Source organism: Methanosarcina sp. UBA289, assembly GCA_002496565.1.
Lineage (GTDB): Archaea > Halobacteriota > Methanosarcinia > Methanosarcinales > Methanosarcinaceae > Methanosarcina.
In genome coordinates, this window is record DAKJ01000004.1 from 25580 (window position 1) to 51073 (window position 25494).

Consider the following 25494-nt stretch of genomic DNA (forward strand, 5'->3'; position numbering starts at 1 on the left):
AAAATAGTTCATTTTTAGAGAGTAGCAGAAAGTGTCGATTTTAGGTGAAAAATTCAATAAAGCATTTGAAAAATTTTCCTTGGAGTATTCCTTTGAAATATTATAAATATGTTAGAAGAGTCAGGGTTATCTGCCCAAAAAAGCCGGCGAAAACCGGAACTATAAGATTATCATCGATTTTATTGACTGCAGTTTCCGTAAGGGTTGCAAGAAAAGCCATAACTAGGGAAACAATCGGGTTTCCTAGAATTACCATCCCGATGAGGAAATCAATAATAAATTCTGAAGCTGAGCCTTCAATCGATTTATCATTTTTAAAGAGCTTTTGAAAAACTCTCCTTTTTCCATAGAATTTTCCAATAAGTGCTGCAGCCAGATCTCCGAAGGTAGCCATAAGGATTGCGGCATAAGCAATTTCTCGGCTGAACAGGGCTATTACTGAAATTGCTCCTAGTGCAAAGAATACGTGGCCTCCGAAACGGTCAGCTTCAGCTTTTCTGTATATGATATAGAAAAAAGGTATTCGAATTCCGTGCTCAACCCGGAAGTAGTCAAGAATGAGAACAGTTACAAGAAACAGCATGAGCACCCAGAGCACGGCTTCTTTTCCGTAATATTCATAGATGAGCACGATAAGGATTGAAACCAGGTGCACACTTTTTCTCAGGATTTCCAGGACAAATTCTCTGGACGGCATGGCAAAAAGACTTGTCAGGATCTAATATAAAGTTATATCTATTTCTGGGTGTGCTTATTTTTATGTAGCCTAATGCTCAAAATACTGTTAGGAGGTTAATAGAAATGCAAACTGTATAAAATCTGAAAAACAATCTGTAAAAAATGAGTGAGTAAATGGGCCTGAAAAGAGAAAATGAATTAATAAATGTCCTCTAAAACAAGGAAAACCGGACAGACCGGAGGACTAGAAAAAGCGGAAATAAGGAAAAACTGGAAAAAACGCAGGAAACAAAGAAAAGGCCTGGAAAACAGCAGAAAGAGAAATATTCAGGCCCGGATTTTGAAATTTTGAGACCTGATTTCACGAGCCTTCACTCGCAGCATCATAACCAGAATTGATTACGGTATCCTGTATGCTTGAGTTTTTATCTATAGCGACTTCGGGCCAGATCTTAACTCCAGAATGTATTGTTGAATTACTTCCAATCAGTACTTTATGCCCGATAACGGTTCCATTTTCAAGGAAGCAGTGTTCTCCGATAACCGTTTCATCGGCCACTACCCCTCCTGAGATATTGGAATCTTTCCCTATGGACACATTATCAAAAAGATATGATGAAAGAATTTTTGCATTATCCTCTATAGTGCAGTTTGAGCCTATCACGCTGTAAGGCCCAATAAGAACGTTATCGCCTATAGTTGTGTTTTCCCCTATCACTATTGGCCCTACAAGGGAAGAATTCGAACCTATGCACACATTGTTTCCTATGGATAGGGGGCCTTTTATTCTTGCGTTCTTGGTTGTGAAATTTCCTTCTATTGTTGTTCCTGGAAGGGCATCGAGCATCCAGCGCTGTGCCTGCCTGTAAGCCGCCGAACTTCCCACATCAGTCCATTTTCCCCGCACAAGTACACCATTGATTTTTTTGTCGGCTGCAAGCATGAAGGGGAAAAGATCTTTTGCAAAGTCGTATTTTCTACCTTCAGGAATCCATTCAAATATCGAGGGGCTACAAATATAAATGCCTGTGCTTGCAAGGTTGCTGAATATCTGGCCTGCTTTTGGTTTTTCCAGGAATCGATGGATCCGGTTATTAATATCCATGTCTGCAATTCCGAATTCTCTCGGGTCATCAATCGAAAGAAGCCCAATGGTTACTGGGGCATTGTTTGCTTCATGGAAACGGTACATCTCTCTCAGGTCAAGGTTAAGGACATGATCTCCCCCAAGAACGATAAATGACTCGCCTTTCAGGTACTTTTCAGCATTTTTAACGCCTCCTGCAGTTCCGAGCTTTTCTTTCTCATACACATAATCGATGTGCACCCCAAACATATGCCCATCTCCGAGTTGCTCTTCTATTCGCTCTCCCATATACCCCAGGGTCATGACTATTTCATTGAACCCTTCCCTTGAAAGATGCTCTATCAGATGTCGGACTGACGGCTTATTGAGAATCGGTATGCTCGGTTTAGGATGCTTGAAAGTTAGCGGCCTGAGCCTTGTCCCTGCCCCTCCGCACATAATACATGCTTTCATATTTTCCCCAGATGTTCTTATATGAATATATCATTAACGATTTTATTATTGTTATCTTAAAGGTTATTGACAATGATTACTCCAAAGAACGATGCTCTCTCAAAAGAATATCTTCTTTGCTTTCCACTTTGATTTCCCTTGTGCCTTCATACTCCGAGACAGTACCTGTTATACTAATAAAATCTCCTTTCTGAATTGAATTATTGAGAGCTTCAGCGCCCGCGGTTTTTGGAATAAAAACACTCAGGACTTCGGAGTTGCAGTCTACCTGTAAAAGCAAGTGTTCGCCGGTGTACGTAAACCGTTTACTCAAAACTTCGGCTTCAAGAAATACCTTCTCCCCTTCACCAGATTCCCGGGTGTATGGATTGGCTTTTTCTCCTGTCTCCTTTCCCGAATCTGTAAGTTCCGATCCAAAGCAAAGATAAGCGGTCATAAGAGAAGTTAATGTCATAAATAGCAGCAGTACCATGACTTTTTCTTCTTTTTCCATACATTATCTCCTGCTTTTAAAGGGTCTGGAATCAGTTTATAATTGAAACGAGTTTTATTTCAAGGATCAAAATTTTACCTGCAAGTTCATGGTTAAAGTCTAGAGTGGCAGAAGTTTCAGTGGAATTGAGCACTTTAACTTCACTCCCGGCGGGTGTTATGATTTTCGTTCCTGGCTCAGGAGGAGTCTGGAGTTCAAGCCTTGCAAGGGGAATTTCCTGGACAAGATAATTCTTATATTCTCCATAGGCGTCTTCAGGCGGGATTATAAGGGTTTTTTCTTCTCCCTCTTTCATTCCAAGCACACCCGTGTCGATGCCTTTTATTACCTGGCGTGTGTCCGCTCTGAAAAATAAAGGTCTGTATTCCTTTTCTTCTTCATACATCCCTTCTTCGAGGGCTTTTTCCTTCAAGGTGGTATCAAAGACTGTTCCGTCTTCAAATTTTCCAGTATAATCAATAAGAAGGTAATCTCCTTTTTTCACAATGCGAGAATTTTCCATTATCCCTTTCTCCTGTGCATTTTCCTTTTAGTATCCATATTGTCTAAAAGTCTCTCTGGATACTGAAAGGATACACATTTTGCAGAAAATACTATAATTCTCAATTTGAGTTTCAGAAACTTAAATTTATTCTATTGAGATGATTTTTATATCAAAAACAAGGGTCTTTCCTGCAAGCTCGTGGTTAAAATCAATCATTGCGTGTGTTTTATTTACATCAGTTATAGTAACCAATCCATAATTTGTAGGGAGCTTTTGCCCTGCTTCAGGAGGTTCGGTTAGATTCAATTCTTCAATTGGAACAGCCAGGATTTTTGATTTATCGTATTCTCCGTAAGCTTCTTCAGGAGGAATCGTGATAATTTTTTCTTCTCCTACTTTCATCCCGATTATACCTTTATCAAAGCCCTTTATCATCTGACCTGCTCCGGCCACAAATGTCAGAGGAGTGTAAGTCCTTCCGTCAACGTATATGCCCGCTTGCTTTGCAACGTCTTCTCTGGAGGTGTCAAAAACAGTGCCGTTTTCAAGCTTCCCGGTATAGTCGACTTGGACTGTATCTCCAGATTTTACTGCTTTGTTGTCTCCTTCTTTGCTACTATTATCCGCGCATCCGCTGCCTAAAATTGTGCTCACAAGGAGCAGTATCGCTATGAAGAAAACTGCTCCTTTTCTGGTCTTCATCCCTTTCGTTCCTCCACAGAAACGACTTTGACTAAAAATACCAGGGTCTTTCCTGCAAGCTTATGATTGAAGTCTACAACAAAGTTATTTTCACTTACCTCTGTGATAGAACCCATCAGACCGTTATCCGTGGCCAGCTGCATTCCAACTTCTGGAGTAAAATCTACAGCATCGATCGGGATCTCTCTTGCGAATTCCTCCCTGTATTCTCCATACGCTTCTTCAGGCGGGATTGTAAGAGTCTTTTCCTCCCCAACTTGCATTCCGACAACGCCATCATCAAAGCCTTTTATCATCTGGCCTGCGCCTACGGTAAATGTAAGGGGTTCATAATTTCTCATTTGATTGTATGTCCCTGCCTCGATAGCAACTTCCTTTAAGGAAGTATCGAAAATTGTGTCATCTTCAAGTTTTCCTACATAATTAACTGAGATTGTATCCCCATTCTCAATTTTTTTGCTGGTGTCTTTTGCTATATCCTCAGCCATAAGAATCAATAAAATAAACGAGAACATGTTAGATAAACGTGATGATAAAATAAAAAGTCAAAAGATCGATTGAATGGGAAATTTAATCTCAAAAATTAGAGGAATTCTTGAAATCTTCTTTTCTAAGTTTTAATTTGAGATTAAATTTTAATTTGAGATTCGGTTTCTTTCAATTCTTTTTGATATTCCAGATATGAGTAAATAGCCGTGACCCCTACAATAAAAAGGGCAGGCCCCAGAATGAATATAAACTCAAATCCAGGGAAAAAGATTCCAGCCACAGCAACTATTCCTGCAATCCTGAATAGCTTTCCTCCAAGTCGATTAGTTTTTTTCCAGGTCTTATCACTACTGAGGGTCCAGGGAGTCTTTATGCCGAGAAACCAGTTTCTCTCAGAATTTTGCATAAGGATTCCTATGTAGTAAAATAGAATCCCTATGCCTACAGGAAGCACGGCATTCGGATTGATTCGGATTCCTGTGTTCCAGAGTAGTATCTGGAGATGGGCGGCAAGTAAGAAGAAAATTAAAAAAATTACATATCCTTCATGATGCTTTCCGAATTTTACTAGATTCATCCTCGTCAGGTCGGTTCTGGGAATTGCTAGATAAAATACTGCAAGTCCGGTAATTAGTAAAGGCATGGAAAAAAGTCCCCAGAATCTCGACATATAGCCGTTGACTTCTCCCCGGGAATTCCAGTGGGTTGCCATAGCTTCAGGCACAAGCGGGTAAAAATAGATTGAAATTATAAAAGAAAGGAGGATCAATCCTGTGATTATGGCTGTGGTTTTACGCATATAAACTGTTAACATATTTCAATTATTTAAACAATATGGAGACTTGAAGTAAGCCTTTTGAAAAATGGCTTGAGCGAAAACGGCTCACATTTGAATTTGAGACACATATCCTCTAACTCTATCCGGCGTGATCACAAGCTTTTTCAAAAAAGGCTTGATCAAGAAACTCCAGCAACAAAGTGGACGGCGTGATCAACTGGTGCAAAGATTGCAGGTCAACATTTTATCTTTATCCGGAATGTGGTGAAAATATTCAGGCATTAATACATATCTATTTTTGACATTATGTGACATAAAAGGCCTAATTTTTGGCTAACTTTTTCCTTTATTCTCTACTAACAAAGGCTTAAAATATGCTTCCTGTATATAACAGTCTAATTAAAATTATTATGTTGTTGATAGTTATGGCAACAAGTCAAGAAAGACAGAGGGCAAATCTTGCCAGAATGAAAAGAGTAATGGAAGAAATTGAAAATACGACAGATGATTATAATCTTATTAATGAATTACATGAACTTTTAAGAAAACCATATTCTCTGTCCCTGAAATGGCATATGATTGTATTTAAAAGTGAAATTGATAGAAGCTTGTGGTATTTGGAAGATATAAGAAATGAAGAAATTGAAATTGAGAAAATGAAGCGAAGGAGAGGAAAAGAGCCAAAAGAAGAATTAAATAAGGTTAGCGGCAAATTTTCCGAGATAGTGAGTGCATTTAAACTTGATCATCAAATGGTATATGATGAAAAAGCAAATCAGTATAAATTGTCAAAGTCTGGGGTTTCCAGAACCACTAGAGAAAACATTTTTGCAATTCCAAAATCTATGATTGGAGATGGTAAACTCCAGTGGAGTGAGGCGGTTAAACAAAAATGGGGAGAAGACAATATTGGGCAAAGAGAATCACTGGAAAGAGGTTTCTGTAATTGAAAAGTAATAAGAGTTATCCTAATAACAGTGACGACCCAATCTTTTAGCTTTCAGGCATGAAGTTTCTTTTCTCTGAGTGTCAGCCCAACAGGTGGAGGATGAAAGTCATCAGCTTTCTCAAGCTACTTTAAAAATATATCGAAGTGCAGATTTTTCAGATTTCTTTAAATGTGTAATTTTGGTCTATAAACTAAACATTATCCAAAAAGTGTATTAATATCTAAGTACAGGGCTCTAGGGCGCATACTTGGCCAATGGATGGGGAACATTCATGAAAAGTAAGATCGCTGAAACATTAAGACTAAAATTTGAGCCTGTGGCTATTCTCTGGAGCGATTGTCTTCCAGAAGGCTCTCTGCAGTTCAAGGGAGTTGGAACCGGATGTATTATGAGCATGTTCGCCAAGGCAGCAGCTAAAGGAAAGACTTCTGCCTTCAGTAAGACTACCTTTGGCTGCTTTGGTGGTGGCATAGGCCTTGGCTTCGGAAAGCAATATGAGAACTTTCCTTTGGGAGTAGAGGCCTTTAAATACTTCCTTTCAACAGGGCTCGAATCTTCGGGAAAAGAGGATATGGTGGAGGGGGCGAAGAGGCTACGCAATAAGGAAATGGCCGAGTATTTTCTGAAGGGAGAAGGCTATAAGAAGAGCCCAAATATGGTAGGTAAATATTTGGAGAATCTACCGACGATAGATGTCCATCAAAGTACGTTGTCTTCAAGCCATTAAGGGATTTAGCTGAGGGTGAAGAGCCTGTGGTAATATCCTTTGTGGCCAATCCCGACCAGCTCTCTGCCCTGATTACTCTAGTTAATTATGACAAAGAGAAGAACGATAACGTTATAGTGCCTTGGGGGGCTGGCTGCACCCAGATAGGCATCTTAGCCTTCATGGAAGCAAAGTCCGAGACTCCCAGGGCTATCCTTGGATTGACTGATCTTGAACCCAGGATGGCAGTCAGAGGCCTTCTTGGCAAGGATATCCTAACCTTGACGGTGCCATACAGGATGTTCCTGGAAATGGAGGTAAACGTAGAGGGTAGCTTCCTTGAGAGGAGTCTATGGAAGAGAATGGTGGGTGACTGAGAAGTAATGCCAGTGAAAAGATGGCAGAGCACCACGTCACAAGCAGGGGCACACAAGGCACTGCCGCATGAGATCAAAACCAGATCTGACTAATTCCAACCTAAGTTAATAAGAATGCTCTTTATTACAGTTGTAGTGAGAGCTGGCTGTAATATTGAACAGCCCTAGGCTTAGATCTTGTAATAACTCACTAGCTTGTTGATATTCATCTTTTCCTCTTCAGCCATAGATAGAGCGTGGGTAGTGAAAGTTTTTGTAGTGGAGCCTGTCATGACCAGAGTTTCTGGTGTTACGGGTTGTCCAGTTTCCACGTTCGTTACGCTAAAGCCTTTGGTATAAACTATCTTATTGCCACTGACTATAGACACGTCATATCCTGTGGGTTGGTTACGTTAAGCTCTTCTTGGATAGCCTTATCCAGGGAACTGAAACCGGTTGCATTAGAGGCATAGGATACATTAGAGGCAAACTATAGATGGTGATATCAGGGCAGCCATTATCACTGCACATAAATCTTAAACTTCAATGTTTGTTTTTCTAAACTTATACTTTGAATAATCAATCAAGTCCATGATCATGAAAACAATCCTAGGAACTGTTAACGATAAGATAAAATGGTTTTTTAGAAAGGTAAAACGGCTTTTTAGATGAGCTTTAATCTAAGATGTCAAGACTTAAGCTACGAGGTGCAAAATCAAGTTAGTAGTTACGTGTAATGAATAATTCATATAAAGTAGTTACGTGTAATGAATAATTCATATAAATATCTAGTAAAGTTCAAGGAAAATAAATATAATATTAAAAATGATCCAATATTTAATGACTTGTTACTAGTACCGCATATATTTCCAATTTCCATTGAGACAAACAGCATGCTATCCAATAGGACAACCAGGCTTGTGTCCAATATAAACATATCCCATTTACACAAACCTCTTCCCCATGAATACACAAATTGCTGGTTCCTTACTTACAGTACCAGTGCCCATTGATACATATCGCTGTCCCATGAATACACACAGGTTTTGGTCCCTTACAAGGTGTCTCTAAACATTTCCAGTGTCCATTGATACATATCGCTTTATCATGATGAGGACACTTAGGTGCCGGTCCCTTACAAGGTATTGCACTTGTCGCTGCGGCTGTCAATGATACTAAAAACAAAACAGCCAACAAAATGGCCATTGCTTTTTTAAGTTTATTCAATGTTTGAGTTTCCAAGTATAAACCCCCATCTTCTTTTTTAAATATATTTTATTGTGTTATTGAGAATCAACAGTAGTATATAAATATAATTTTTTCAATGAATAAAAGTACAGTAGAAATATAAATAAGAAACTAATAATAATTAAAGCCTGAAGTTATTAAATCAAGTTTTCACATATTTTCTTAGAATTATATCTTCTTTAGCTGGTTTCAGCTTTTTCAAAAAATTCTGTAGCGCAAAGATATTGGGACACGAAATTAAAAAGATACTTATGAACTAGTGCTCTTGAATAAAAAGTGCTAAAGTGAAGAGATTAATCCATAGATTACACATAATCAATTAGATCTAAGATATATACAGATAAGGAGAGGTTTTAAAGGACTTAATAAGGCCCTAAAAGTTTAGAGAGGGAATTATGGGATACTCCCTCTAGCCAGCTTGTTCCTAAGATTCTATCTTCGGGAAGGCTCTGAAACTAGTATGCAAGTATTTGATCCTTCCATCTTTACCTGGTACGAACCCGAAATACATGGGTTCGGGATTCTCAGGAATAGTGAGAGTGAATTGATCCTTTCCCACCTTCTCTAAAGCAACCTCACGCTCCTTGCCCTTAAGTATAAGCTTGTTATCTTTTGTTATGACACTGGTGATATTCTCAGTCTGAGGGTTCTGGTTCTGTTCCAATGAGTAGTTGCCTACATACCTTACCATCTCAGACTCGTTCATTTCCATAGGCTTTTGTTGAACCTCCGGCTTTAGTAGAGGTAGCATAAGCTCAAAAGCTTTCTTAGTGGAGTTAGGCATATCTCTACCTTCACCATTGTCCAGGATGATCACGGCGAACTTGTGCTCAGGTACCATCTTAAAAACGCAAGAAAAACTTTTATGGTTTCCTCCGTGCTCCACTACGTCAACGCCTCGGTATTTATGCAACATTAATCCATATCCATAGCTTCCATTAGGATATACACTATAAAGCGGAGTATGAGGAGTAGACATTTCTTTTATCACCTGAGATGAGAGAACCTGCTTGCCATCCAGGGTACCATTGTTCATCAGGACCGTAGCAAATTTACTCATATCATAGACATTGGAGAAGAGAAAAATCCAGCAGGCCATAAGGGAACATCTTCCTCAAAGGGTCTATAGACCTCTACCTTTGCCGATGTATTGCCTGTGTGTCCCATTGACATTGGATGGGTCACAGCAGTTTCCAGATAGAACGTAGAGTTATTCATGCCCACAGGCTTAAAGACTTTCTCATCCACAGCATCAGGATAAGGCTTTTCTCCCACAATCTGAGCCAGGTAGCCAGCCAGGGAAAAACCTGTGTTTGAATAAGAGAAGACCTCTCCGGGATCAGTGAAGAAACTCGAGTCGTTCAATGTCCTTATATACTCTTCCAGACCGGATTCTACATCGAAGCGTTCCTTCTCGTAATCTCCAGATTCTTCTTTGAGGCCAGCTGTATGGCTGAGAAGCTGGCTGGCTGTAACATTGGACAGTCTCGGGCTTAGATCTTTTATGTAATAGCCCACGGGCTTGTTGATATCCACCTTCCCCTCTTCAGCCATAGATATAAGTGTATAGGCAGTGAATTGTTTTGTAGTGGAGCCTATCATGAACAGAGTCTCTGGTGTTACGGGTTGTCCTGTCTCCACGTTGGCCACGCCAAAACCTTTTGCATAAACAATCTTATCGCCGCTAACTATGGCAACGGCACATCCTGGCGTGTTGGTTACGTTAAGCTCCTCTTGGATTGTCTCATCCAGGAAACTGAAATCGGTTACATTAGAGGCATTGGTTACATTATTAGAAGCAGCAACTGCAGATGGTGCTATCAGGGCGACCATTAGCGCAATACATAGAAGCTCTATCGCTCTCATACAAATCTCCCCATTTGCGTTTATCTTGGACGATAACATAAGCTCAGAGCATATTGTATGTAAATATTATAATAGCAAATTTTATAATTAATCTATTTATAATTTATAATCATACTTTGATCCTGGGGGGAGTCAATTTAGCCGAAGCGTATTTTTTGCAAAGAAGATAGTTCATTTTTTATTACTATTCATACTCCTGGCTATAGCTTGGCAGCCTGCAATGGGAGCAAGCGCTGACAATGAAAGTTTAGTCCTGAATACCAAAACTCCTATAATGACCTTTGAGGGCGGCAAGCTCTACAAAACTGGATCTCTGAACGTAGTCGAGCTTCACGGTAGCTATAGGGAAATGGGAAGACAGTATGGGGCGCTACAAAAGAAGGAGCTGAACGAAATTTACGGTAATATAAGCGCCGATTTCGACAAAAATCCCGAGTTTACATATGATGTCATGCTGCAGGATGCAAGATCTAACTTCAGGTTTTATCCGCATAGATACAAGGAGATCATATACGGAATGGCTGAGACCTCAGGTCTAGGGCTTGATAAGCAGCTGATAGTCAATGATTTAGAAACCTACGTAAACTTACAGGAAGGGCAGTGCTCAGGAGTCGCTGCCTGGGGTAACTATACTTCAGGTGGCCCTCTGGTCTTCGGTCGAAACTACGATATGGGGCCAAAATTCGCTAATTACGCAACTGTAGCCGTCTACAACCCCGATGACGGAAGTGTCCCAGTAGCAAGCATAACCTACACGGGAGTTATCTATGTGACCTCAGGCATGAATAAAGAAGGGATGTTCCTGGAGCTTAACAACGGCCAGATCTCCGAGAATATGCAGCGTGATAATAGAGTATTCTCTCCAGTTTCTTTATTCTCATTCCTGGAGAGTTCGGCTGATCTCGATCAGATTGACGCACAATTCCATACATCCTATCCTGATAATGCGTACATAGTGAACGTAGCTAACGAAACAGGGGCCTATTCCTACGAATGGGCAACCTCTGATGTCGTGCGCAGGGCACCCGATAAGGATGGCCTGCTGGTAGCCACAAATCACTTCGTCGATCCTTTCTGGGGATTAGCGTCTATTGCATTAGACGATCAGGACCCCGCATTTACAGCACATAGGCGTGCAAATCTGCTTGCCTTGGGTGAGAAATATAAAGGAAAGTTTAATCCCGAAGTCATGATGGAGACTATGAGCATACCCCTGGAGAAAGGTGGAGCATTTAGAGCTCCCAACGTCACAAGTTATCAAATAGTCGCCGTGCCCAAAGAGCTGAAGGTTTGGGTCAGAGTACCAGAGGTACAGGAATGGACTGAGGTAGATCTGAAGCCGCTATTTAACTAAAAATGAGCATTTTCTTGAGTGATCGAGTGAATACGAGGTATCAATATGCTGATCCCAAGAGCATTATGGCTATTGAGCATTAAGCCACCTAAAAGGCAGAGCCTTACAAGCATCTGCTTTTTCTCCTTAGCCCTGGTATGCCTTCTAATGTTTCCCGCGATGACGCCTTTGGCAGAAGCTGGAACTAATGATGATGCAACTGAATTCTCAGCCAGCCTCACTGGCTATGAGAAAGCTGACAGATTCTTACCTGACAATGCAACTGCATCCATGTTCAACGTCAGCATCACTCCCAATTGGATAAAGGGCACTAATTCCTTCTGGTACACAAAGAATGACCATGAAGGCAAGAAGTTCATGCTTGTAGATACTGTGAATCTAACTAAGGATAAGGCCTTCAACCATGAGCTGCTTGCTAAAGCTCTCTCTAACGCGTCCAATACCACGGTTAATTCCTCAGATCTTCCCTTTGATAAGATCTCATTCCTACCTGGCATGAAAAGCATACGCTTTTCTGCATTCGACAAATCCTGGCAATGTGATCTCAATAGCTACCTTGTCATCAATGCTTCTCCCTGGGCTGAGGAATCCGAAGGAGAGTTGCTTTCGCCTGATGGAAAGCTTGCCGTTTTTATTCAGGATCACAATTTATGGATTAGAGAGCTTGAAACAAACGAGACTTATCCTCTAACTGCAGATGGCACTAAGGACTATGGCTATGTGGATTCAGATTTCTTCAATGCTACTGTTACCGGTGAGCGCCTGGGGATAAAGCCTGAGCCGCCTGCTCCTACAACATGGTCCCCGGATTCAAGGAAAATAGCCACATTCAAAATGGATGAAAGGAATGTCAAATCTATCTCGCTGCTGCAATACGTGCCTGAAAATAGTTCCAGGCCAAAAGTTTGGACATACAAGTACCCCATGCCAGGGGACGAATATATACCAATGTACGAACCCATGTTGTTGGATGTAGTTTCGCGGAAGGTCATTCCTGTTCAACATAGTGCTTATCCGGAGACCAAGGAGCTAACATATTCTTATTATTGGAACACAGCAGGTGATACTCTCTACTCTGTTTACGATGAGAGGGATGAGAAGAAGCTTCACCTTTTTAGAATAGATCCTTCAACCGGTCAAGCAAAAGAGATCCTTAATGAGAGCTCACCTACTTATATTGAGTGGCAACAACCAAATTTCAAGTCCCTAGATAATGGCGATTTCATCTGGTTCTCTGAGCGCAGTGGCTATGGGCATCTCTATCTCTATGATAAGAATGGAAGCCTGAAGAATCCCATTACAGCAGGGAACTGGACTGTAAGAAATCTCTTATATGTGGATGAAAACCGGTCACTGGTATATTTCACTGCTGGAGGTAGGGAGACAGGTAGAGACCCTTATTATCAACATTTGTACAGGGTTAACTTAAACGGGAACAACCTGGAACTCCTCACCCCTGAGGATGCAGATCATCAAATAAGTATGGAACCGGATGGAAGTACCTTTGTTGATACTTATTCCCGAGTGGATCTTCCGCCAGTTACTGTTCTTAGATCAAATGATGGAAAGACACTCCTCACTCTGGAAGAGGGAGATATCGACAACCTGCTCTCAATGGGCTGGAAGTTTCCTGAAAGATTCAGTGTAAAGTCATTAGATGGTCAGTACGATATCTATGGCATAATCATCCGACCAACTACTTTCAATGCATCTATGAAATATCCGGTAATAGAGTACGTGTACCCTGGTCCGCAGGCTGCAATAACACCAAAGACATTTCCCTATGAAGATGCAGAGACCTGGAAGGCTGTATGGTTAAACCAGGCTCTTTCTGAAATGGGGTTCGTTGTGGTAATTATGGACGCTCCTGGAACTCCTGGTCGTTCCAAAGCCTTTCACGATGTTTCTTATGGGCACCTGGGCATTGCTGGAGGGCTGGCTGACCATGTCAATGGCCTACAACAGCTTGCCAAAGATAGGCCTTACATAGATCTGGATAAGGTTGGAATTTATGGACATTCCGGAGGTGGCTTCATGACAGCTCAGGCACTCCTTACTTATCCCAATTTCTATAAGGTGGGTGTAGCATCATCAGGTAACTACGACAGCCGATATTACTCGGAAATTTGGGGGGAAAAATACGAGGGCATGCCTCAGGTAAGCAATTACACTGAGCAGATCACTGAGTTGAAGGCATCGAATCTGACAGGGCATCTCTTACTGGCGACAGGAGATATGGATGATAATGTCCACCCCTCCCAGACTATGCAGCTAGTTGACGCGTTGATAAAGGCAAATAAGAAATTCGACATGCTAATTGTGCCAAATGCAAACCACTATTACTTCTCAGATAACGAATACGTATTGTATAGGGTTTTCAATTATTTCGTGGAAAACCTGAAAGGCACACCTTAATTTTTATTTGATTTAAATCAGAAAGACTCATAAGAACATCATATCTTCATTAGTTGTCCAAAAAGAAAGGGGGTCAATATGCAAATCTTACTTGCTAGACTGGGAGATCCAAAACCATCACCTATTAAGCCATCTAAAAATAGGCCGTCTAAAAGGCAGAGCCTCACAAGCATCTGCTTTTTTTCCTTAGCCCTGGTATCTCTTCTACTGTTGTCTGCAATGATGCCTTTGGCAGAAGCTGAAACTATTGATAATGCGACTAAAAATGAGACTGGTTTCTCAACCAATGTGGCTGAATTCTCAGCCAACTTCACTGGCTATGAAAACGCAGATAAATTCTTGCCTGATAATGCAACTGCATCGATGTTCAATGTCAGCATTACTCCTAATTGGATAAACGGCACTAACTCCTTCTGGTACACAAAGAATGACCGTGAAGGCAAGAAGTTCATGCTCGCAGATACTGTAAATCTAACTAAGGATGAAGCCTTCAATCATGAGCTGCTTGCTAAGGCTCTCTCTAATGCATCCAATACCACGGTCAACTCCTCAGATCTTCCCTTCGATAAGATCTCATTCCTGCCTGGCATGAAAAGCATACGTTTTTCTGCTTTCAATAAATCCTGGCAATGTGACCTCCAGAGTTACCGTGTCAGTAATGCTTCGCCCTGGGCTGAGGAATCGGAGGGGGAGTTGCTTTCACCTGATGGAAAGCTTGCCGTTTTTATTCAGGATCACAATTTATGGATCAGGGAGACGGAAACTGGCGAGACTTATCCTCTAACTGCAGATGGCATTAAAAACTATGCCTATGGTGAGTACTCCGATAACTACAATGAAAAATTGTCTCAGGAGCGTCTGGGGATAAAATCCAAGCCTCTTGCAGAATGGTCTCCCGATTCAAGAAAAATAGCCACATTCAAAATGGATGAAAGGAATGTCGAACCTATCTCGCTGCTGCAATACGTGCCCGAGAATAGCTCCAGGCCAAAGGTTTGGACATATAAGTATCCCATGCCAGGGGACGAATATATACCAATGTATGAGCCCATAGTGCTGGATGTTGTTTCGAGGAAGGTCATTCCTGTTCAACATAGTGCTTTCCCTGAGACATTGGATTTAGAGTACCCTTACAAATGGGATAAAGCAGGTGATACTCTCTACTCAATTTACGATGAGAGGGATGAGAAGAAGCTTCACCTTCTGAGAATAGACCCTTCAACCGGTCAAACAAAAGAAATCCTTAACGAGAGCGCACCTACTTATATTGAGTGGCAACAACCAAATTTCAAGGTACTAGATAACGGCGACTTCATCTGGTTCTCTGAACGTAGTGGCTATGGTCATCTCTACCTCTATGATAAGAACGGCAGCCTGAAAAATCCCATTACAGCAGGGAACTGGACTGTAAGAAATCTCTTCTATGTGGATGAAAACCGGTCACTGGTATATTTCACTGCTGGAGGTAGGGAAACAGGTAGAGATCCATATTATCAACACTTATACCGGGTTAACTTAAACGGGAGCAACCTGGAACTTCTCACCCCTGAGGATGCGGATCATCATGTGAGTATGTCGCTGGATGGAAGTACCTTTGTCGATACTTATTCCCGAGTGGATCTTCCGCCAGTTACCGTGCTAAGATCAAATGATGGACGGACACTACTCACTCTGGAAGAGGGAGATATCGACGACCTGCTCTCAATGGGCTGGAAGTTTCCTGAAAGATTTAGCGTAAAATCATTAGATGGTCAGTACGATATTTATGGCATAATCATCCGACCAACTACTTTCAATGCATCTATGAAATATCCGGTAATAGAGTTCGTATACCCAGGCCCGCAGACTACAATAACACCCAAATCATTCCCCTATATTGCTGGAGGCTGGAACCCAATTTGGCTGAACCAGGCTCTCTCTGAAATAGGATTCATTGTGGTAATTATGGACGCCCCTGGAACTCCTGGTCGTTCCAAAGCCTTCCACGATGTTTCTTATGGCCACCTTGGCATTGCTGGAGGGTTAGCCGACCATATGAATGGCTTACAACAGCTTGCCAAAGATCGGCCTTACATGGATCTGGATAGGGTTGGAATGTATGGGCATTCAGGAGGAGGCTTCATGACAGCTCAGGCACTCCTTACTTACCCGAAGTTCTATAAGGTGGGTGTAGCATCGTCAGGCAACTACGATAGTCGATATTATGTGGCATCTTGGGGAGAGAAATACGAGGGTATGCCCCAGGTAAGCAATTACACGGAGCAGATCACTGAATTGAAGGCTGAGGATCTGACAGGGCATCTCCTACTTGTGACAGGAGATATGGATGATAATGTCCACCCCTCCCAGACTATGCAGCTCGTTGATGCATTCATAAAAGCAAATAAGAAATTTGACATGCTAATTGTGCCCAACGCAAACCATGATGACTTCCCGGAGAATGAATATTTATTGCACAGGGTTTTCGATTACTTCGTGGAAAACCTGAAGGGCACAACTTAATTTTTTAGTGGTATCTAGGTTTAAAAGAGGTGTTGAAAAGTTATCTATTTTCTATTTTATTTATAAAATTTCGCACAACCTCAAGATACTCACCTTTTTTTTCAAGGTGATGTTCATGAGAGGCGCCCTCAAAGATAACAATCTCAGAGCCCGGGAGCATGCTATGGTAGTATGTAGTTGAAGACGGGGTAGCTTCATCATAGCGTCCGCAGGTGAAAAGGGTAGGAACAGATATTTCTTTCAGCAAATCTACTCGCTCATAATTTTTGAGACATCCTGTAAGTGTAAACTCACTTGGACCCCACATTTGTTCATAGACTTCGTGCCCTAATTTTTCCAAAGTTCTATTTAGGCAGTCCGGCCAGGGATCCAGGCGGCAGACGTGGATCTTATAATAAATCATCATAGCATCTTGATATTCCTTGGAGTCGAAACATCCAGATATCTCACTCTCGTTAATTGTTTTTTGGAGAGCATCCGAAAGCTCCAAAAGATAGAGTTTCTGATCTGAGGCGAAGCGCGAGGAACTGAGGCAAGGACCTGAGAGAATTAGGCTCATTACACCCTTAGGTTTTTTAACTAACATAAAATCGACAGCTAACATAGTTCCCCATGATTGGCCAAGCAGATGCATTTTATCAAGACCCAAATAGCTCCTAACCTGTTCAAGCTCACTTACAAAGCGCTCCACTGTCCAAAGGAATTTATCGCTGGGCTTATCGGAATTGCCACACCCGAGTTGATCATAGAAAATCACTGGTCGTTCGTCACTCAAAGCTTCAAGGGGTTCAAGATAGTCATGAGGTGCGCCAGGGCCACCATGCAATACCAGAAGAGGGATTTTTTTCCTATTTGCCCCGACAATTTTATACCATATTTTCCCGCCAGTTACTGGGATATAACCCTCGACACCTTTGGCACTACCCTCTCCTTCATAATTCATAATTCTTCACTGGATATTATATTAACAATATTATATAAATAGTGTCTGGATTTATCAAGTTACTCGAGACGCTTATAGCTACAACAACAGCACCTACGAATTTGTGGTTGTTATATGGTTATTTTTACTAGAAGTTGCTTTGCTGCCATCATTATGCTATGATATTGCTTGCTGGGTCATATTTTCAAAATATATGAATTTGGCATTAAAATAAATAGTAGAGCGCTAGTGGCTCACTCTAAGGAAACATTAACTTACGCCGTCCTATTGCTTCCTTTACTGTTGAAGCTTTACTGTTGAAACTTAAATGAACTTTTTTTTGGTTTCTGGCAGGCCGATCCTTTTGTAGGGTTAATAGTAGTGGTATTTTAAGTAAAGACATGAGTGGTGGGAAGAGGCGAACAAAGATGAAGAGGAGGAGTAGATAAATGAGTACAAAAAGATACCTTTCTATGCATAGCACTTTGAGATTGTAACTTCCTTTGGCCGTAATGACTGATGGTTAAAGATGCTTTGCTGTTCTACATCATGTAAAAATCCAGGAAAATATGGCTGATTACACAAATATGTGCAGTTAAACAGATCTTTGAGAAAAGAAGCTTGAAAAATTGTAATATTAATTAAAACCATTTAAATATTTTAAAAAAATTTTAAGTGGACCGGTCGGGAATTGAACCCGAGGCCTCTACCATGCCAAGGTAGCGATCTTCCCCTGATCTACCGGCCCATATTGGGCTTTGCTTTATCAGCATCCCTCATACACTCGATATACTATATAAAGCTATCGCCCTCCGACCCGGCAACTTATAAATAAAATTTTAAAGTTTGGAAACTCACTATCTTCAAGCAAAAGCTATAAGTAGTAAATTGAGTATTAGAAGTGTTGTCGGATTGAGATGCTTTCCCGAGAAAGCCTTTCAACTTCGAAAATCTTAAATACCTGACACTTGGGCCCGTAGCTTAGCTTGGTGGAGCGCACGGCTGATAACCGTGAGGTCCTGCGTTCGAATCGCAGCGGGCCCACCATAATTAAAAATCCTTTCTTAGGAAAATTTTCAGGTTTTTGTAACCACATTTGTTCTTCATTTCGGGCCCGTAGCTTAGCTTGGTGGAGCGCACGGCTGATAACCGTGAGGTCCTGCGTTCGAATCGCAGCGGGCCCACCAAGTATTTATTTAATTTTATCATATCGAATTTTTGTTATGTTGAATTCTTATTATTTCGAGCCTTTTTGAGATTTCTTGAGTCTTTTTTCATGTTTCTCATCTTTTTATTATAAACATTTTTATGAAAACTCTGAAAAAAGAAATTTAAATAAAAATGACAATTTTCGAAGCTACTTTGTATAATTGGAAATTTTTTGATAATTATTCTTTAAACAAACATTTTTTGTTACGTTTTCTGTAGCAAAAGAATCATCAGGGAAAAGTTTGAGTGGGGAAATCCCCACAAAGAATTTCAGGAAATGCTTTTCAGCCTTTCGATATTTCCGATCACAATTCTGCTTTCGGCTATGATCTTTTCTTCTATCTTGCTGACAATGCAATCCATTGGGACTGTAAGCTTGTATAGCTTGACAGGTCTGCCTTTACCTTTTGATTTCTTTTCTTCCCGGATATCAATCCAGTTATTTTCACGGAGATATCGCATTGCGACACTGACTTCAGGCTGTCTCAAGCCTGATATAATCTCAATACTCTGGGATGAAATTTCCCTTCCTTTTGAAAGGCATGCAAGCGTAAGAGCAATTGGCCTACTGACATTAATTCTTCTAAATAATTCAATCATTTCGTATTCATTTGATCCCATAGTCATCGGGATTTCTTCTTTTGTGTCAGAAATATCCATAACTGGACCAATTTCATCTACCATTTAATCACCCAAAGAGCCATTATAGAGTCCATTAATATAAATATTTACTTATGTTTTCTTTTTAATATTTATTAGTTTATATCCATGTTTTATATCTTTTTAATGTCTCTCCATGCTGAAGACTTTGAAAAAACGCTGTTCATTTTCTTCTAAACCTATTAATAGATTCTATATTTTTAAAAACATTTTCTCTTTTTAATAAAATTAAAAAATCTCTAATATTTCTTTCAACTAAAATTCTCTTTTAAACTCAGAATTCGTTTATTAATTCTGCCTTTCTTTTAGGATTCAAAATCTATTTTTAATTTCGTCTTTTTTAAACTCAAGTTTTGCTTAAAATTCAAATTTTGAATTTTAACTATGTTCTACATAATAACAAGGAGTTGCTTAATTAGGCGTTTGGGCCTTAGATATAACATTTAAAAAAGAAATATTCTATTTAAGGAAGGCTTTGAGATAAGCTTCACTAAATCTATCATTCCAGTTCTTCAAAGTTATAAGGTTGTAAAAATAATTTTCAGGGCATCCTTATATTAGAAATTCATAAAGTTTACGAGCTACCCTCTTTAGCTCTCTTGAGATGTTTCTCCTTTGTATCTTTTGCATTATTTTATATTTTTAAAGGATCCGCGGTTGAGTTAACAACTCAATAGCAATAGATTTAAAACAGTATGAATTACAGGATTAATTAAACAGCCTATCATGCTTGATTTTAACCCTCAAGCGAGTAAATCTTAATCTTGCAACCGAAAGATTTCTGGTTCTTTGTTATTTTCGAAATACAGATTCGAATGGAAATAGATATTAGAGGGATTGAGAAAAGATAACACAATTATAGGAAAGTGTTAGGAATATTTTGAAATTCCCTCAAATATTTTATTTAACATAGAAGAAGTCGAATCCGGGTTATAAAACCCAGACTGTAGAATAAGAATTTTAAGTCTTAGAATTTTAAATCTTCTAAGAATTTGCAGATAGCGCTTGTGATGTCTCTGCTTTTAAATTGATTTTCAGGAAAGATTCTTGAGGCGTTCTATATTCTGGAGCACAGCTTTACTTTCAGCCATAACGTTTTCTTCTATTGCATTGATGATTGTTTCCATCTGGACCGTTAGTTTATACATTTTAACCGGTCGTCCTTTGCCTTGATTTTTCTTTTCTTCCCGCATGTCTATCCAGTCATTTTCGCGAAGATAGCGCATTGCAATGCTAACTTCTGGCTGTCTCAAACCTGACACCATTTCGATACATTGGGAAGAAATTTCCTCTCCTTTTGAGAGGCATGCAAGGGTGAGAGCAACTGGCCTGTTAATATTAAGCCTCCTTAAAAGCTCCACCATCTCGTATTCAACTTCTCCCATTTTAAATTCATTGTCCTCTGATGTAAACTCATTATCTGCCACAACTATCATCTACCATTTATATCGAAAGAGCAGTTTGTGATCGCTTCCGATATCATTTTTCATCCAGTATTTTTCAGATCAATAGAAACATATTATTTCAGATATGTTATTTTTTTCTTATCTTTTATCGGCTCTATTAAATATATTTCTATTTATATGAGTTTCGGATATGTGGGAGTATCTCACAAAATCTGTTTTTCTCAGTTAATTTAAATAATAATACTTTCTCCATATATATAATTATATGCCTATAAAAACTTCCCGACAACATAACATATTTATTTTTTATACTCTGAGAAATCAGAATTAGAATAATGAAAGACAAGCTGTATTACTGGGTCTCCGCAGGCCTCATCTATGTATATATAGAATAAACTCATTATAGAATAAACCCATTTTTCCATTGTAGTTTTCCTTTGCTTAGGAAATATAATTCTAATATATAGAGAAAATTGACAGTTAAAATCCTTTTTATATTGAAGGTCAAAGTTCTCTTTTTCTCTTAATAATTATCCTAATTTTGCATATATTGTTAACCATTCTCTCCTTTTTGGGTCATTATACCTTGCAATTCTGACAATCCTTAAATACAAATCCCTCAAAGATTTAGTATAATGAACGCTGCCCAGGACAAAACCGCTGTATTTATCTGCCATTGCAGTGGGAATATTTCCGAACGTATTGACATTAATTACCTTAAGAAAACCCTCAAGGCAGAAGGGATTCCGGTCTTTGATTATGAGTATCTTTGCTCGAGAGAGGGACAGACCCTGATCAAAAATAAGATTTCTGAAGGGAACCTCGACAGGATAGTAATAGGATCGTGTACTCCTTCTAAACATGGTACTCTCTTTAAAAAGTGTATTCAGGATGTAGGCTTGAACCGGGCAATGCTCGAAATCGCAAACCTAAGGGAACAATGTGCTTGGGTACATCCGGATAAAATCGGAGCGACTGAGAAAGCTCTCTCACTTCTTCGAGGAAAACTCAGGCGTCTTGAAAATCCTGAGCCGCTTGAGGATATAAAAGTAAATATTGTTCCACAGGCTCTTGTCATTGGCGGAGGAATTGCAGGGATTACTGCGGCAGTGAACCTTGCTGATAATGGAATTTCCACCTACCTTGTTGAGAAAGATTCTAGTATAGGTGGAAACATGGCAAAAATAGGTAAGGTTTTTTCTCCTGACAAGCTTGCCGAAGAGTGTGCAATGTGTTCGCTAAGTCCACTGATGAATGAGGTAGCAACTAACCCGAAAATAACCCTTTTAACCTGGACTGAGGTGGAACGCTTAAGTGGAAGTGCTGGCAACTTCACAGTCAGGCTTAGGAAAAAACCGAGATATGTACATGACAACTGTACAGGCTGTGGCCGATGCAGCCGTGTCTGTCCTGTCCTGGTTGAAAACGAGTTCAACTGTGGGTGCGTGGACAAAAAGGCAATTTCACTGCGTTTTTCTCAATCTGTTCCAAAAATCTACTGCATAGATCCAGATCACTGTCTGCAGTTCAAGGGCGAAACCTGCGGGAAATGTGCAGAAGCCTGTAAATCTGGAGCAATTGATTTTTCACAGAAGGAAGAGATTATTGAGCTCAATGTAGGTGCAGTTATTGTTGCTACCGGATTTGAGGAATATGATGTATCCCAGAAACCCCAGTACGGCTATGGGATTTTCAAAAATGTTATGACCCAGATGGAACTTGCCAGAATGCTCGGGATCAATGGCCCTACAAAAGGGGCACTGCTCAAGCCTTCGGATTTCAGCCTGGATCCTGAAGCTGTCAATTCAATAACAGATACTTGCTCTAGTAAAAGTCCCTCTGAAAATTCTTCTGAGAATGGTTCGGGAACCCCTAAAAAGATAGTTATGATCCAGTGTGTGGGCTCAAGGGATGAAAAAGAAGGCGGAAACCGCTATTGTTCAAGGTACTGCTGCATGGCAGCCTTAAAGCACTCGAACCTTATAATGAAAAAATATCCAGGTACGGAAATCACGATCTGTTATGTTGATTTGCGGGCGCTTGGCTTTTACGAGAACTACTATCGGGCAGTCCAGGATATGGGAGTCAGATTTGTAAGGGGAAGGCCTGCTGAAATTGTAGAGAAATCGGATAAAAGCCTTGTTGTCAGACTCGAAGATACCCTTAATCAGAAAATAACAGAGCTGCCTGCTGATCTTGTCGTGCTTTCTGCGGCAATGGTCCCTTCAAAGGGAACCCGAAAAATAGCCAGTATATTGAATATCAGCCAGGATGAAAGCGGCTTTATTAAAGAAAGGCATTCGAAATTGAGGCCTGTAGACAGTTCACTGGATGGAATATTTGTCTGCGGCACTGCCCAGAGCCCTAAGGATGTCACAGACACTATTTCACAGGCAGGGCTTGCAGCTATAAGGGGAAGGGCCTTTATTTCGGACAGCCCAAAAGCCCTGGTAAACGAAATCCCGACAATCAATCAGCTACTCTGTACTCAGTGCAAGGAATGTCTCAGTTGTCCTTTCGAGGCTTTTTCCTTAAATGAGAATGGAAAGGTTATCGTAGATCCGCTTGTCTGTACTGGATGCGGATATTGCACTGAAGTCTGTCCGAACGGAGCTATCCAGATTGCAGGTTTTACAAAAACCCAGCTAAACGCCGAAGTTGAGGGGGTAGTCAAAGAAGGGGACCTGCTGGGCTTTGTAAATAGCGGGATCGCATCCTTAACCTGCGATAATATAGGAAACAGCGCACTGACCTATCCTTCAAATGTCAAGTTAATCAAGGTGCCCACAAACCTGGTGGTAGATAAAGACCTGTTACTTCACGCCTTCAAACGTGGGGCATCAGCTGTCCTTTTCATAGAAGATCCTCCAGACAGCCCGAAAGCCGAGATTATATATCCTCTAACTGTCAGCCATTTCGAGAAATTGAAAAAAGAACTTGGAGATTCAGGAAACCGGCTCTATTTCAAAAAAGCCTATGTTCCAAATACAAGAGGGCTTGCAGGCACTTTTACCAGCCTTGCCCGGGAAGGAGAGATGACCAAATGATTCCATACGTAAATGAATACGATACTCCGGAATGTAAAACCCTTGCAGAAACAGCAAAGAAAAGCATCCGGACACCTGCCTCTCTGGGGCTTGATCGCTGCATCCAGTGTGGAGCCTGCACGGCTTCCTGTCCTGCAGCCCGATTTACTGATTACAGCCCGCGCCAGATTGTGAAAAAGGTGCTGGAAAATGACCGCAGTGTACTTGAATCCGAAATGATCTGGTCCTGCTTCTACTGTTATTCCTGTAACCTACGCTGTCCCAGAAATAATAGCCCTGTAACAATTGTGCAGGTGCTCAGGCAGATGGCTATAAATGAAGGCATAGGGGTTGAGAAGCTTGCCTACTTCCTTGAGATAGGAGAGTATCTTGCAGAAAACGGAGCCAGTAAGGTACCGGGTGCTGGGGTTAAGAATATGGAAAGAGACCTCGGGGAACGTTGGATCAGGTTCAAGAAAAATCTCGAGTCAACCCGTGTTGAACTGGGGCTGAGTTCCAGGGACATTAGGAATACCCATGGGGAAGTTCAGGCCATTCTTGAAGCTACAGGCTATTTTGAAAGGGAAAAATGGCTCAAGGCAAAAATACAAGAAAAACTTTTGCATCAGCTCCTGGAGAACCAGTGTATCAAGAGAGAAAATAGAAGCGGAGACTTTGGTTTTGAAAGCGATAGGAGATATCCCGGACAGCCAGCTTTTATTATTTAAAAGCTGCATGGTCGGGCAGGAGTACCCAGGGGTGGAAACCTCCACTTGTTATGTATTTGACAGGCTTGGAATAGATTACTGTATAAATGATGAGCAGTCCTGCTGCACAGGAATAGGTCATTATACTGACATCTTTGAAGGATTGACAACAGCAGCCATTGGAGCCCGGAACTTCGCAGTCGCAAAAAGATGTGGTTATCCTAATATAACCTGCCTCTGTTCAACCTGCTATGCTGTAAATAAGGAAGCTTGTGAAGTCCTTAATACCAACACCGAAGTCCGAGAAAAAGTCAACTCCATATTCCGGGAACAGGGCCTTGAAAATCTTGTTTACGAAAAAGACGATATGAATCCGAGAACAAACTTCTACCATGCAATAGAAATTCTCTTAAGTAAGGTCGACAAGATCAAGGAACAGAAAAAATTTGATTTCTCACGGGTTAAAACTGCATCCCATCATGCCTGTCACTACTATAAAGTTAAGTATCTCGATGTTCTTGGAAACCCTGAAAACCCCCAGTTGATAGACAACATAGCAGCAGCCTGTGGAGCCGAGCCTGTGCGCTGGTACGAAGACCGGACTCTTACCTGTGGAATGGGCTTTTCCCAGCTCCATCTTAATAAAAGTACTTCACTTCAGGTGACAAAGACTAAACTTGACAGCCTTCAAAAAGCGGGTATTGAGCTTATGCTCCATATGTGCCCAAATTGCCAGATCCAGTACGACCGCTACCAGCCGGTTATCGAAAAAGAGTTTGGCGTAAAATATGATATGGTGCACATGAATATTGCCCAGTTTGTAGCTCTTTCAATGGGCGCTCACCCTTACAAGGTGTGTGGCTTCCAGACCCACTCCGTGCCTCTTGAAGGATTTCTGGAAAAGTACGGCATAATATAAATTCGGTTTATCTATTTTTAACCATATTTTTAGGTTTAAGCCTGTAGTATTTTTATTTTAATTTTTTATTTGATTCACATCACT

Annotated in this window: 21 protein-coding genes, 3 tRNA genes and 1 pseudogene; 11 read left to right on the forward strand and 14 right to left on the reverse strand. The window is 40.7% G+C overall.

The features are described 5' to 3' along the window. Window positions 1-100: 100 nt before the first annotated feature. Window positions 101-697, reverse strand: coding sequence for a diacylglycerol/polyprenol kinase family protein (locus BP549_RS00630; protein ID WP_292375845.1), 597 nt, complete (start codon window positions 695-697; stop codon window positions 101-103). Window positions 698-883: 186 nt separating this feature from the next. Between BP549_RS00630 and BP549_RS00635 the strand changes: the two genes are divergently transcribed. Continuing rightward, window positions 884-1030: a hypothetical protein gene (locus tag BP549_RS00635; protein WP_292377394.1), complete on the forward strand. Its 147-nt coding sequence runs from the start codon at window positions 884-886 to the stop codon at window positions 1028-1030. Window positions 1031-1039: 9 nt separating this feature from the next. Here BP549_RS00635 and BP549_RS00640 read toward each other — a convergent pair whose 3' ends face one another. The 6 genes from BP549_RS00640 to BP549_RS00665 form a co-directional block, all read right to left on the reverse strand. Beyond that, window positions 1040-2218, reverse strand: coding sequence for a nucleotidyltransferase family protein (locus BP549_RS00640; protein ID WP_292375844.1), 1179 nt, complete (start codon window positions 2216-2218; stop codon window positions 1040-1042). A 76-nt stretch (window positions 2219-2294) separates the two neighbouring features. Then, window positions 2295-2711: an OB-fold nucleic acid binding domain-containing protein gene (locus BP549_RS00645; protein WP_292377396.1), complete on the reverse strand. Its 417-nt coding sequence runs from the start codon at window positions 2709-2711 to the stop codon at window positions 2295-2297. Window positions 2712-2742: 31 nt separating this feature from the next. Next, complete coding sequence (locus BP549_RS00650; RefSeq protein ID WP_292375840.1) at window positions 2743-3213, reverse strand: FKBP-type peptidyl-prolyl cis-trans isomerase; 471 nt, start codon at window positions 3211-3213, stop codon at window positions 2743-2745. Between the two features lie 126 nt (window positions 3214-3339). After that, the gene (locus BP549_RS00655) at window positions 3340-3897 is read right to left on the reverse strand and encodes an FKBP-type peptidyl-prolyl cis-trans isomerase (protein ID WP_292377397.1); all 558 of its coding nucleotides are present in this window, start codon (window positions 3895-3897) and stop codon (window positions 3340-3342) included. After that, window positions 3894-4385, reverse strand: coding sequence for an FKBP-type peptidyl-prolyl cis-trans isomerase (locus BP549_RS00660; RefSeq protein WP_292377399.1), 492 nt, complete (start codon window positions 4383-4385; stop codon window positions 3894-3896). Before BP549_RS00660 ends, BP549_RS00655 begins: the two co-directional genes overlap by 4 nt. Window positions 4386-4525: 140 nt before the next feature. Next, a complete protein-coding gene (locus tag BP549_RS00665; protein ID WP_292377401.1) occupies window positions 4526-5185 on the reverse strand; it encodes an SdpI family protein in 660 nt (219 codons plus the stop codon). 404 nt (window positions 5186-5589) lie between these two features. On the opposite strand from BP549_RS00665, the gene BP549_RS00670 reads away from it, so the two are divergent. Then, complete coding sequence (locus tag BP549_RS00670) at window positions 5590-6114, forward strand: hypothetical protein (protein WP_292377403.1); 525 nt, start codon at window positions 5590-5592, stop codon at window positions 6112-6114. Between the two features lie 271 nt (window positions 6115-6385). Continuing rightward, window positions 6386-7197, forward strand: a pseudogene (locus tag BP549_RS00675) (DUF169 domain-containing protein). A 170-nt stretch (window positions 7198-7367) separates the two neighbouring features. Here BP549_RS00675 and BP549_RS00680 read toward each other — a convergent pair. The 3 genes from BP549_RS00680 to BP549_RS00690 all read right to left on the reverse strand — a co-directional run bounded on the left by BP549_RS00680 (window position 7368) and on the right by BP549_RS00690 (window position 10290). Continuing rightward, a complete protein-coding gene (locus BP549_RS00680) occupies window positions 7368-7565 on the reverse strand; it encodes a serine hydrolase (RefSeq protein ID WP_292377404.1) in 198 nt (65 codons plus the stop codon). 1283 nt (window positions 7566-8848) lie between these two features. After that, window positions 8849-9484, reverse strand: coding sequence for a hypothetical protein (locus BP549_RS00685; RefSeq protein WP_292377406.1), 636 nt, complete (start codon window positions 9482-9484; stop codon window positions 8849-8851). After that, window positions 9481-10290: a serine hydrolase domain-containing protein gene (locus BP549_RS00690; RefSeq protein WP_292377407.1), complete on the reverse strand. Its 810-nt coding sequence runs from the start codon at window positions 10288-10290 to the stop codon at window positions 9481-9483. Before BP549_RS00690 ends, BP549_RS00685 begins: the two co-directional genes overlap by 4 nt. A gap of 274 nt (window positions 10291-10564) precedes the next feature. Here BP549_RS00690 and BP549_RS00695 point away from each other — a divergent pair, with 274 nt between their 5' ends. The 3 genes from BP549_RS00695 to BP549_RS00705 all read left to right on the forward strand — a co-directional run bounded on the left by BP549_RS00695 (window position 10565) and on the right by BP549_RS00705 (window position 16561). After that, complete coding sequence (locus BP549_RS00695; RefSeq protein WP_292377409.1) at window positions 10565-11644, forward strand: C45 family autoproteolytic acyltransferase/hydolase; 1080 nt, start codon at window positions 10565-10567, stop codon at window positions 11642-11644. A gap of 45 nt (window positions 11645-11689) precedes the next feature. Next, window positions 11690-14059 (forward strand): S9 family peptidase, encoded by a 2370-nt coding sequence (locus BP549_RS00700; protein ID WP_292377411.1) that lies wholly within the window; start codon window positions 11690-11692, stop codon window positions 14057-14059. A 78-nt stretch (window positions 14060-14137) separates the two neighbouring features. Continuing rightward, the gene (locus BP549_RS00705) at window positions 14138-16561 is read left to right on the forward strand and encodes a S9 family peptidase (RefSeq protein WP_292377413.1); all 2424 of its coding nucleotides are present in this window, start codon (window positions 14138-14140) and stop codon (window positions 16559-16561) included. A 40-nt stretch (window positions 16562-16601) separates the two neighbouring features. Here the strand turns inward: BP549_RS00705 and BP549_RS00710 are convergent, their stop codons facing one another. Together BP549_RS00710 and BP549_RS00715 are read right to left on the reverse strand one after the other, a co-directional pair. Further along, entirely contained in the window at window positions 16602-17504 is a 903-nt protein-coding gene (locus BP549_RS00710; protein WP_292377415.1) for a proline iminopeptidase-family hydrolase, read from the reverse strand. Between the two features lie 655 nt (window positions 17505-18159). After that, window positions 18160-18231 (reverse strand) — tRNA-Ala (locus BP549_RS00715). A gap of 222 nt (window positions 18232-18453) precedes the next feature. Here BP549_RS00715 and BP549_RS00720 point away from each other — a divergent pair. Together BP549_RS00720 and BP549_RS00725 are read left to right on the forward strand one after the other, a co-directional pair. Next, window positions 18454-18530 (forward strand) — tRNA-Ile (locus BP549_RS00720). A 63-nt stretch (window positions 18531-18593) separates the two neighbouring features. Further along, window positions 18594-18670, forward strand: a tRNA-Ile gene (locus tag BP549_RS00725). Window positions 18671-18962: 292 nt separating this feature from the next. Here the strand turns inward: BP549_RS00725 and BP549_RS00730 are convergent. Continuing rightward, window positions 18963-19376: a transcriptional regulator gene (locus BP549_RS00730; protein WP_292377417.1), complete on the reverse strand. Its 414-nt coding sequence runs from the start codon at window positions 19374-19376 to the stop codon at window positions 18963-18965. Between the two features lie 1010 nt (window positions 19377-20386). Continuing rightward, window positions 20387-20788 carry a transcriptional regulator gene (locus BP549_RS00735; protein ID WP_292377419.1) on the reverse strand — a complete coding sequence of 134 codons (402 nt, stop codon included), beginning with the start codon at window positions 20786-20788 and terminating at the stop codon, window positions 20387-20389. Between the two features lie 605 nt (window positions 20789-21393). Here BP549_RS00735 and hdrA point away from each other — a divergent pair. Genes hdrA through hdrB form a run of 3 tightly spaced genes read left to right on the forward strand, consistent with a single transcriptional unit; the run spans window position 21394 to window position 25410 of the window. Then, window positions 21394-23805, forward strand: a complete 2412-nt coding sequence (hdrA, locus tag BP549_RS00740) for a ferredoxin:CoB-CoM heterodisulfide reductase subunit HdrA (RefSeq protein ID WP_292377420.1) — start codon at window positions 21394-21396, stop codon at window positions 23803-23805. Further along, a complete protein-coding gene (hdrC, locus tag BP549_RS00745) occupies window positions 23802-24512 on the forward strand; it encodes a ferredoxin:CoB-CoM heterodisulfide reductase subunit HdrC (protein WP_292377422.1) in 711 nt (236 codons plus the stop codon). The genes hdrA and hdrC overlap by 4 nt, the downstream gene beginning before the upstream one ends. Beyond that, window positions 24466-25410 carry a ferredoxin:CoB-CoM heterodisulfide reductase subunit HdrB gene (gene hdrB / locus BP549_RS00750; RefSeq protein ID WP_292377423.1) on the forward strand — a complete coding sequence of 315 codons (945 nt, stop codon included), beginning with the start codon at window positions 24466-24468 and terminating at the stop codon, window positions 25408-25410. Before hdrC ends, hdrB begins: the two co-directional genes overlap by 47 nt. Window positions 25411-25494 lie beyond the last annotated feature (84 nt).

Excerpts from the sequence above, each read along its gene's own strand:
- BP549_RS00640 (WP_292375844.1), bottom strand. The coding sequence starts at position 2,218 with ATGAAAGCATGTATTATGTGCGGAGGGGCAGGGACAAGGCTCAGGCCG.
- BP549_RS00735 (WP_292377419.1), bottom strand. The coding sequence starts at position 20,788 with ATGATAGTTGTGGCAGATAATGAGTTTACATCAGAGGACAATGAATTT.
- BP549_RS00660 (WP_292377399.1), bottom strand. The coding sequence starts at position 4,385 with ATGGCTGAGGATATAGCAAAAGACACCAGCAAAAAAATTGAGAATGGG.
- BP549_RS00700 (WP_292377411.1), top strand. The coding sequence starts at position 11,690 with ATGCTGATCCCAAGAGCATTATGGCTATTGAGCATTAAGCCACCTAAA.
- BP549_RS00670 (WP_292377403.1), top strand. The coding sequence starts at position 5,590 with ATGGCAACAAGTCAAGAAAGACAGAGGGCAAATCTTGCCAGAATGAAA.
- BP549_RS00630 (WP_292375845.1), bottom strand. The coding sequence starts at position 697 with ATGCCGTCCAGAGAATTTGTCCTGGAAATCCTGAGAAAAAGTGTGCAC.
- BP549_RS00705 (WP_292377413.1), top strand. The coding sequence starts at position 14,138 with ATGCAAATCTTACTTGCTAGACTGGGAGATCCAAAACCATCACCTATT.
- BP549_RS00665 (WP_292377401.1), bottom strand. The coding sequence starts at position 5,185 with ATGCGTAAAACCACAGCCATAATCACAGGATTGATCCTCCTTTCTTTT.
- BP549_RS00645 (WP_292377396.1), bottom strand. The coding sequence starts at position 2,711 with ATGGAAAAAGAAGAAAAAGTCATGGTACTGCTGCTATTTATGACATTA.
- BP549_RS00685 (WP_292377406.1), bottom strand. The coding sequence starts at position 9,484 with ATGAGTAAATTTGCTACGGTCCTGATGAACAATGGTACCCTGGATGGC.
- BP549_RS00690 (WP_292377407.1), bottom strand. The coding sequence starts at position 10,290 with ATGAGAGCGATAGAGCTTCTATGTATTGCGCTAATGGTCGCCCTGATA.
- hdrA (WP_292377420.1), top strand. The coding sequence starts at position 21,394 with ATGAACGCTGCCCAGGACAAAACCGCTGTATTTATCTGCCATTGCAGT.
- hdrC (WP_292377422.1), top strand. The coding sequence starts at position 23,802 with ATGATTCCATACGTAAATGAATACGATACTCCGGAATGTAAAACCCTT.
- BP549_RS00730 (WP_292377417.1), bottom strand. The coding sequence starts at position 19,376 with ATGGTAGATGAAATTGGTCCAGTTATGGATATTTCTGACACAAAAGAA.
- BP549_RS00655 (WP_292377397.1), bottom strand. The coding sequence starts at position 3,897 with ATGAAGACCAGAAAAGGAGCAGTTTTCTTCATAGCGATACTGCTCCTT.
- BP549_RS00650 (WP_292375840.1), bottom strand. The coding sequence starts at position 3,213 with ATGGAAAATTCTCGCATTGTGAAAAAAGGAGATTACCTTCTTATTGAT.
- BP549_RS00635 (WP_292377394.1), top strand. The coding sequence starts at position 884 with ATGTCCTCTAAAACAAGGAAAACCGGACAGACCGGAGGACTAGAAAAA.
- BP549_RS00695 (WP_292377409.1), top strand. The coding sequence starts at position 10,565 with ATGACCTTTGAGGGCGGCAAGCTCTACAAAACTGGATCTCTGAACGTA.
- BP549_RS00710 (WP_292377415.1), bottom strand. The coding sequence starts at position 17,504 with ATGAATTATGAAGGAGAGGGTAGTGCCAAAGGTGTCGAGGGTTATATC.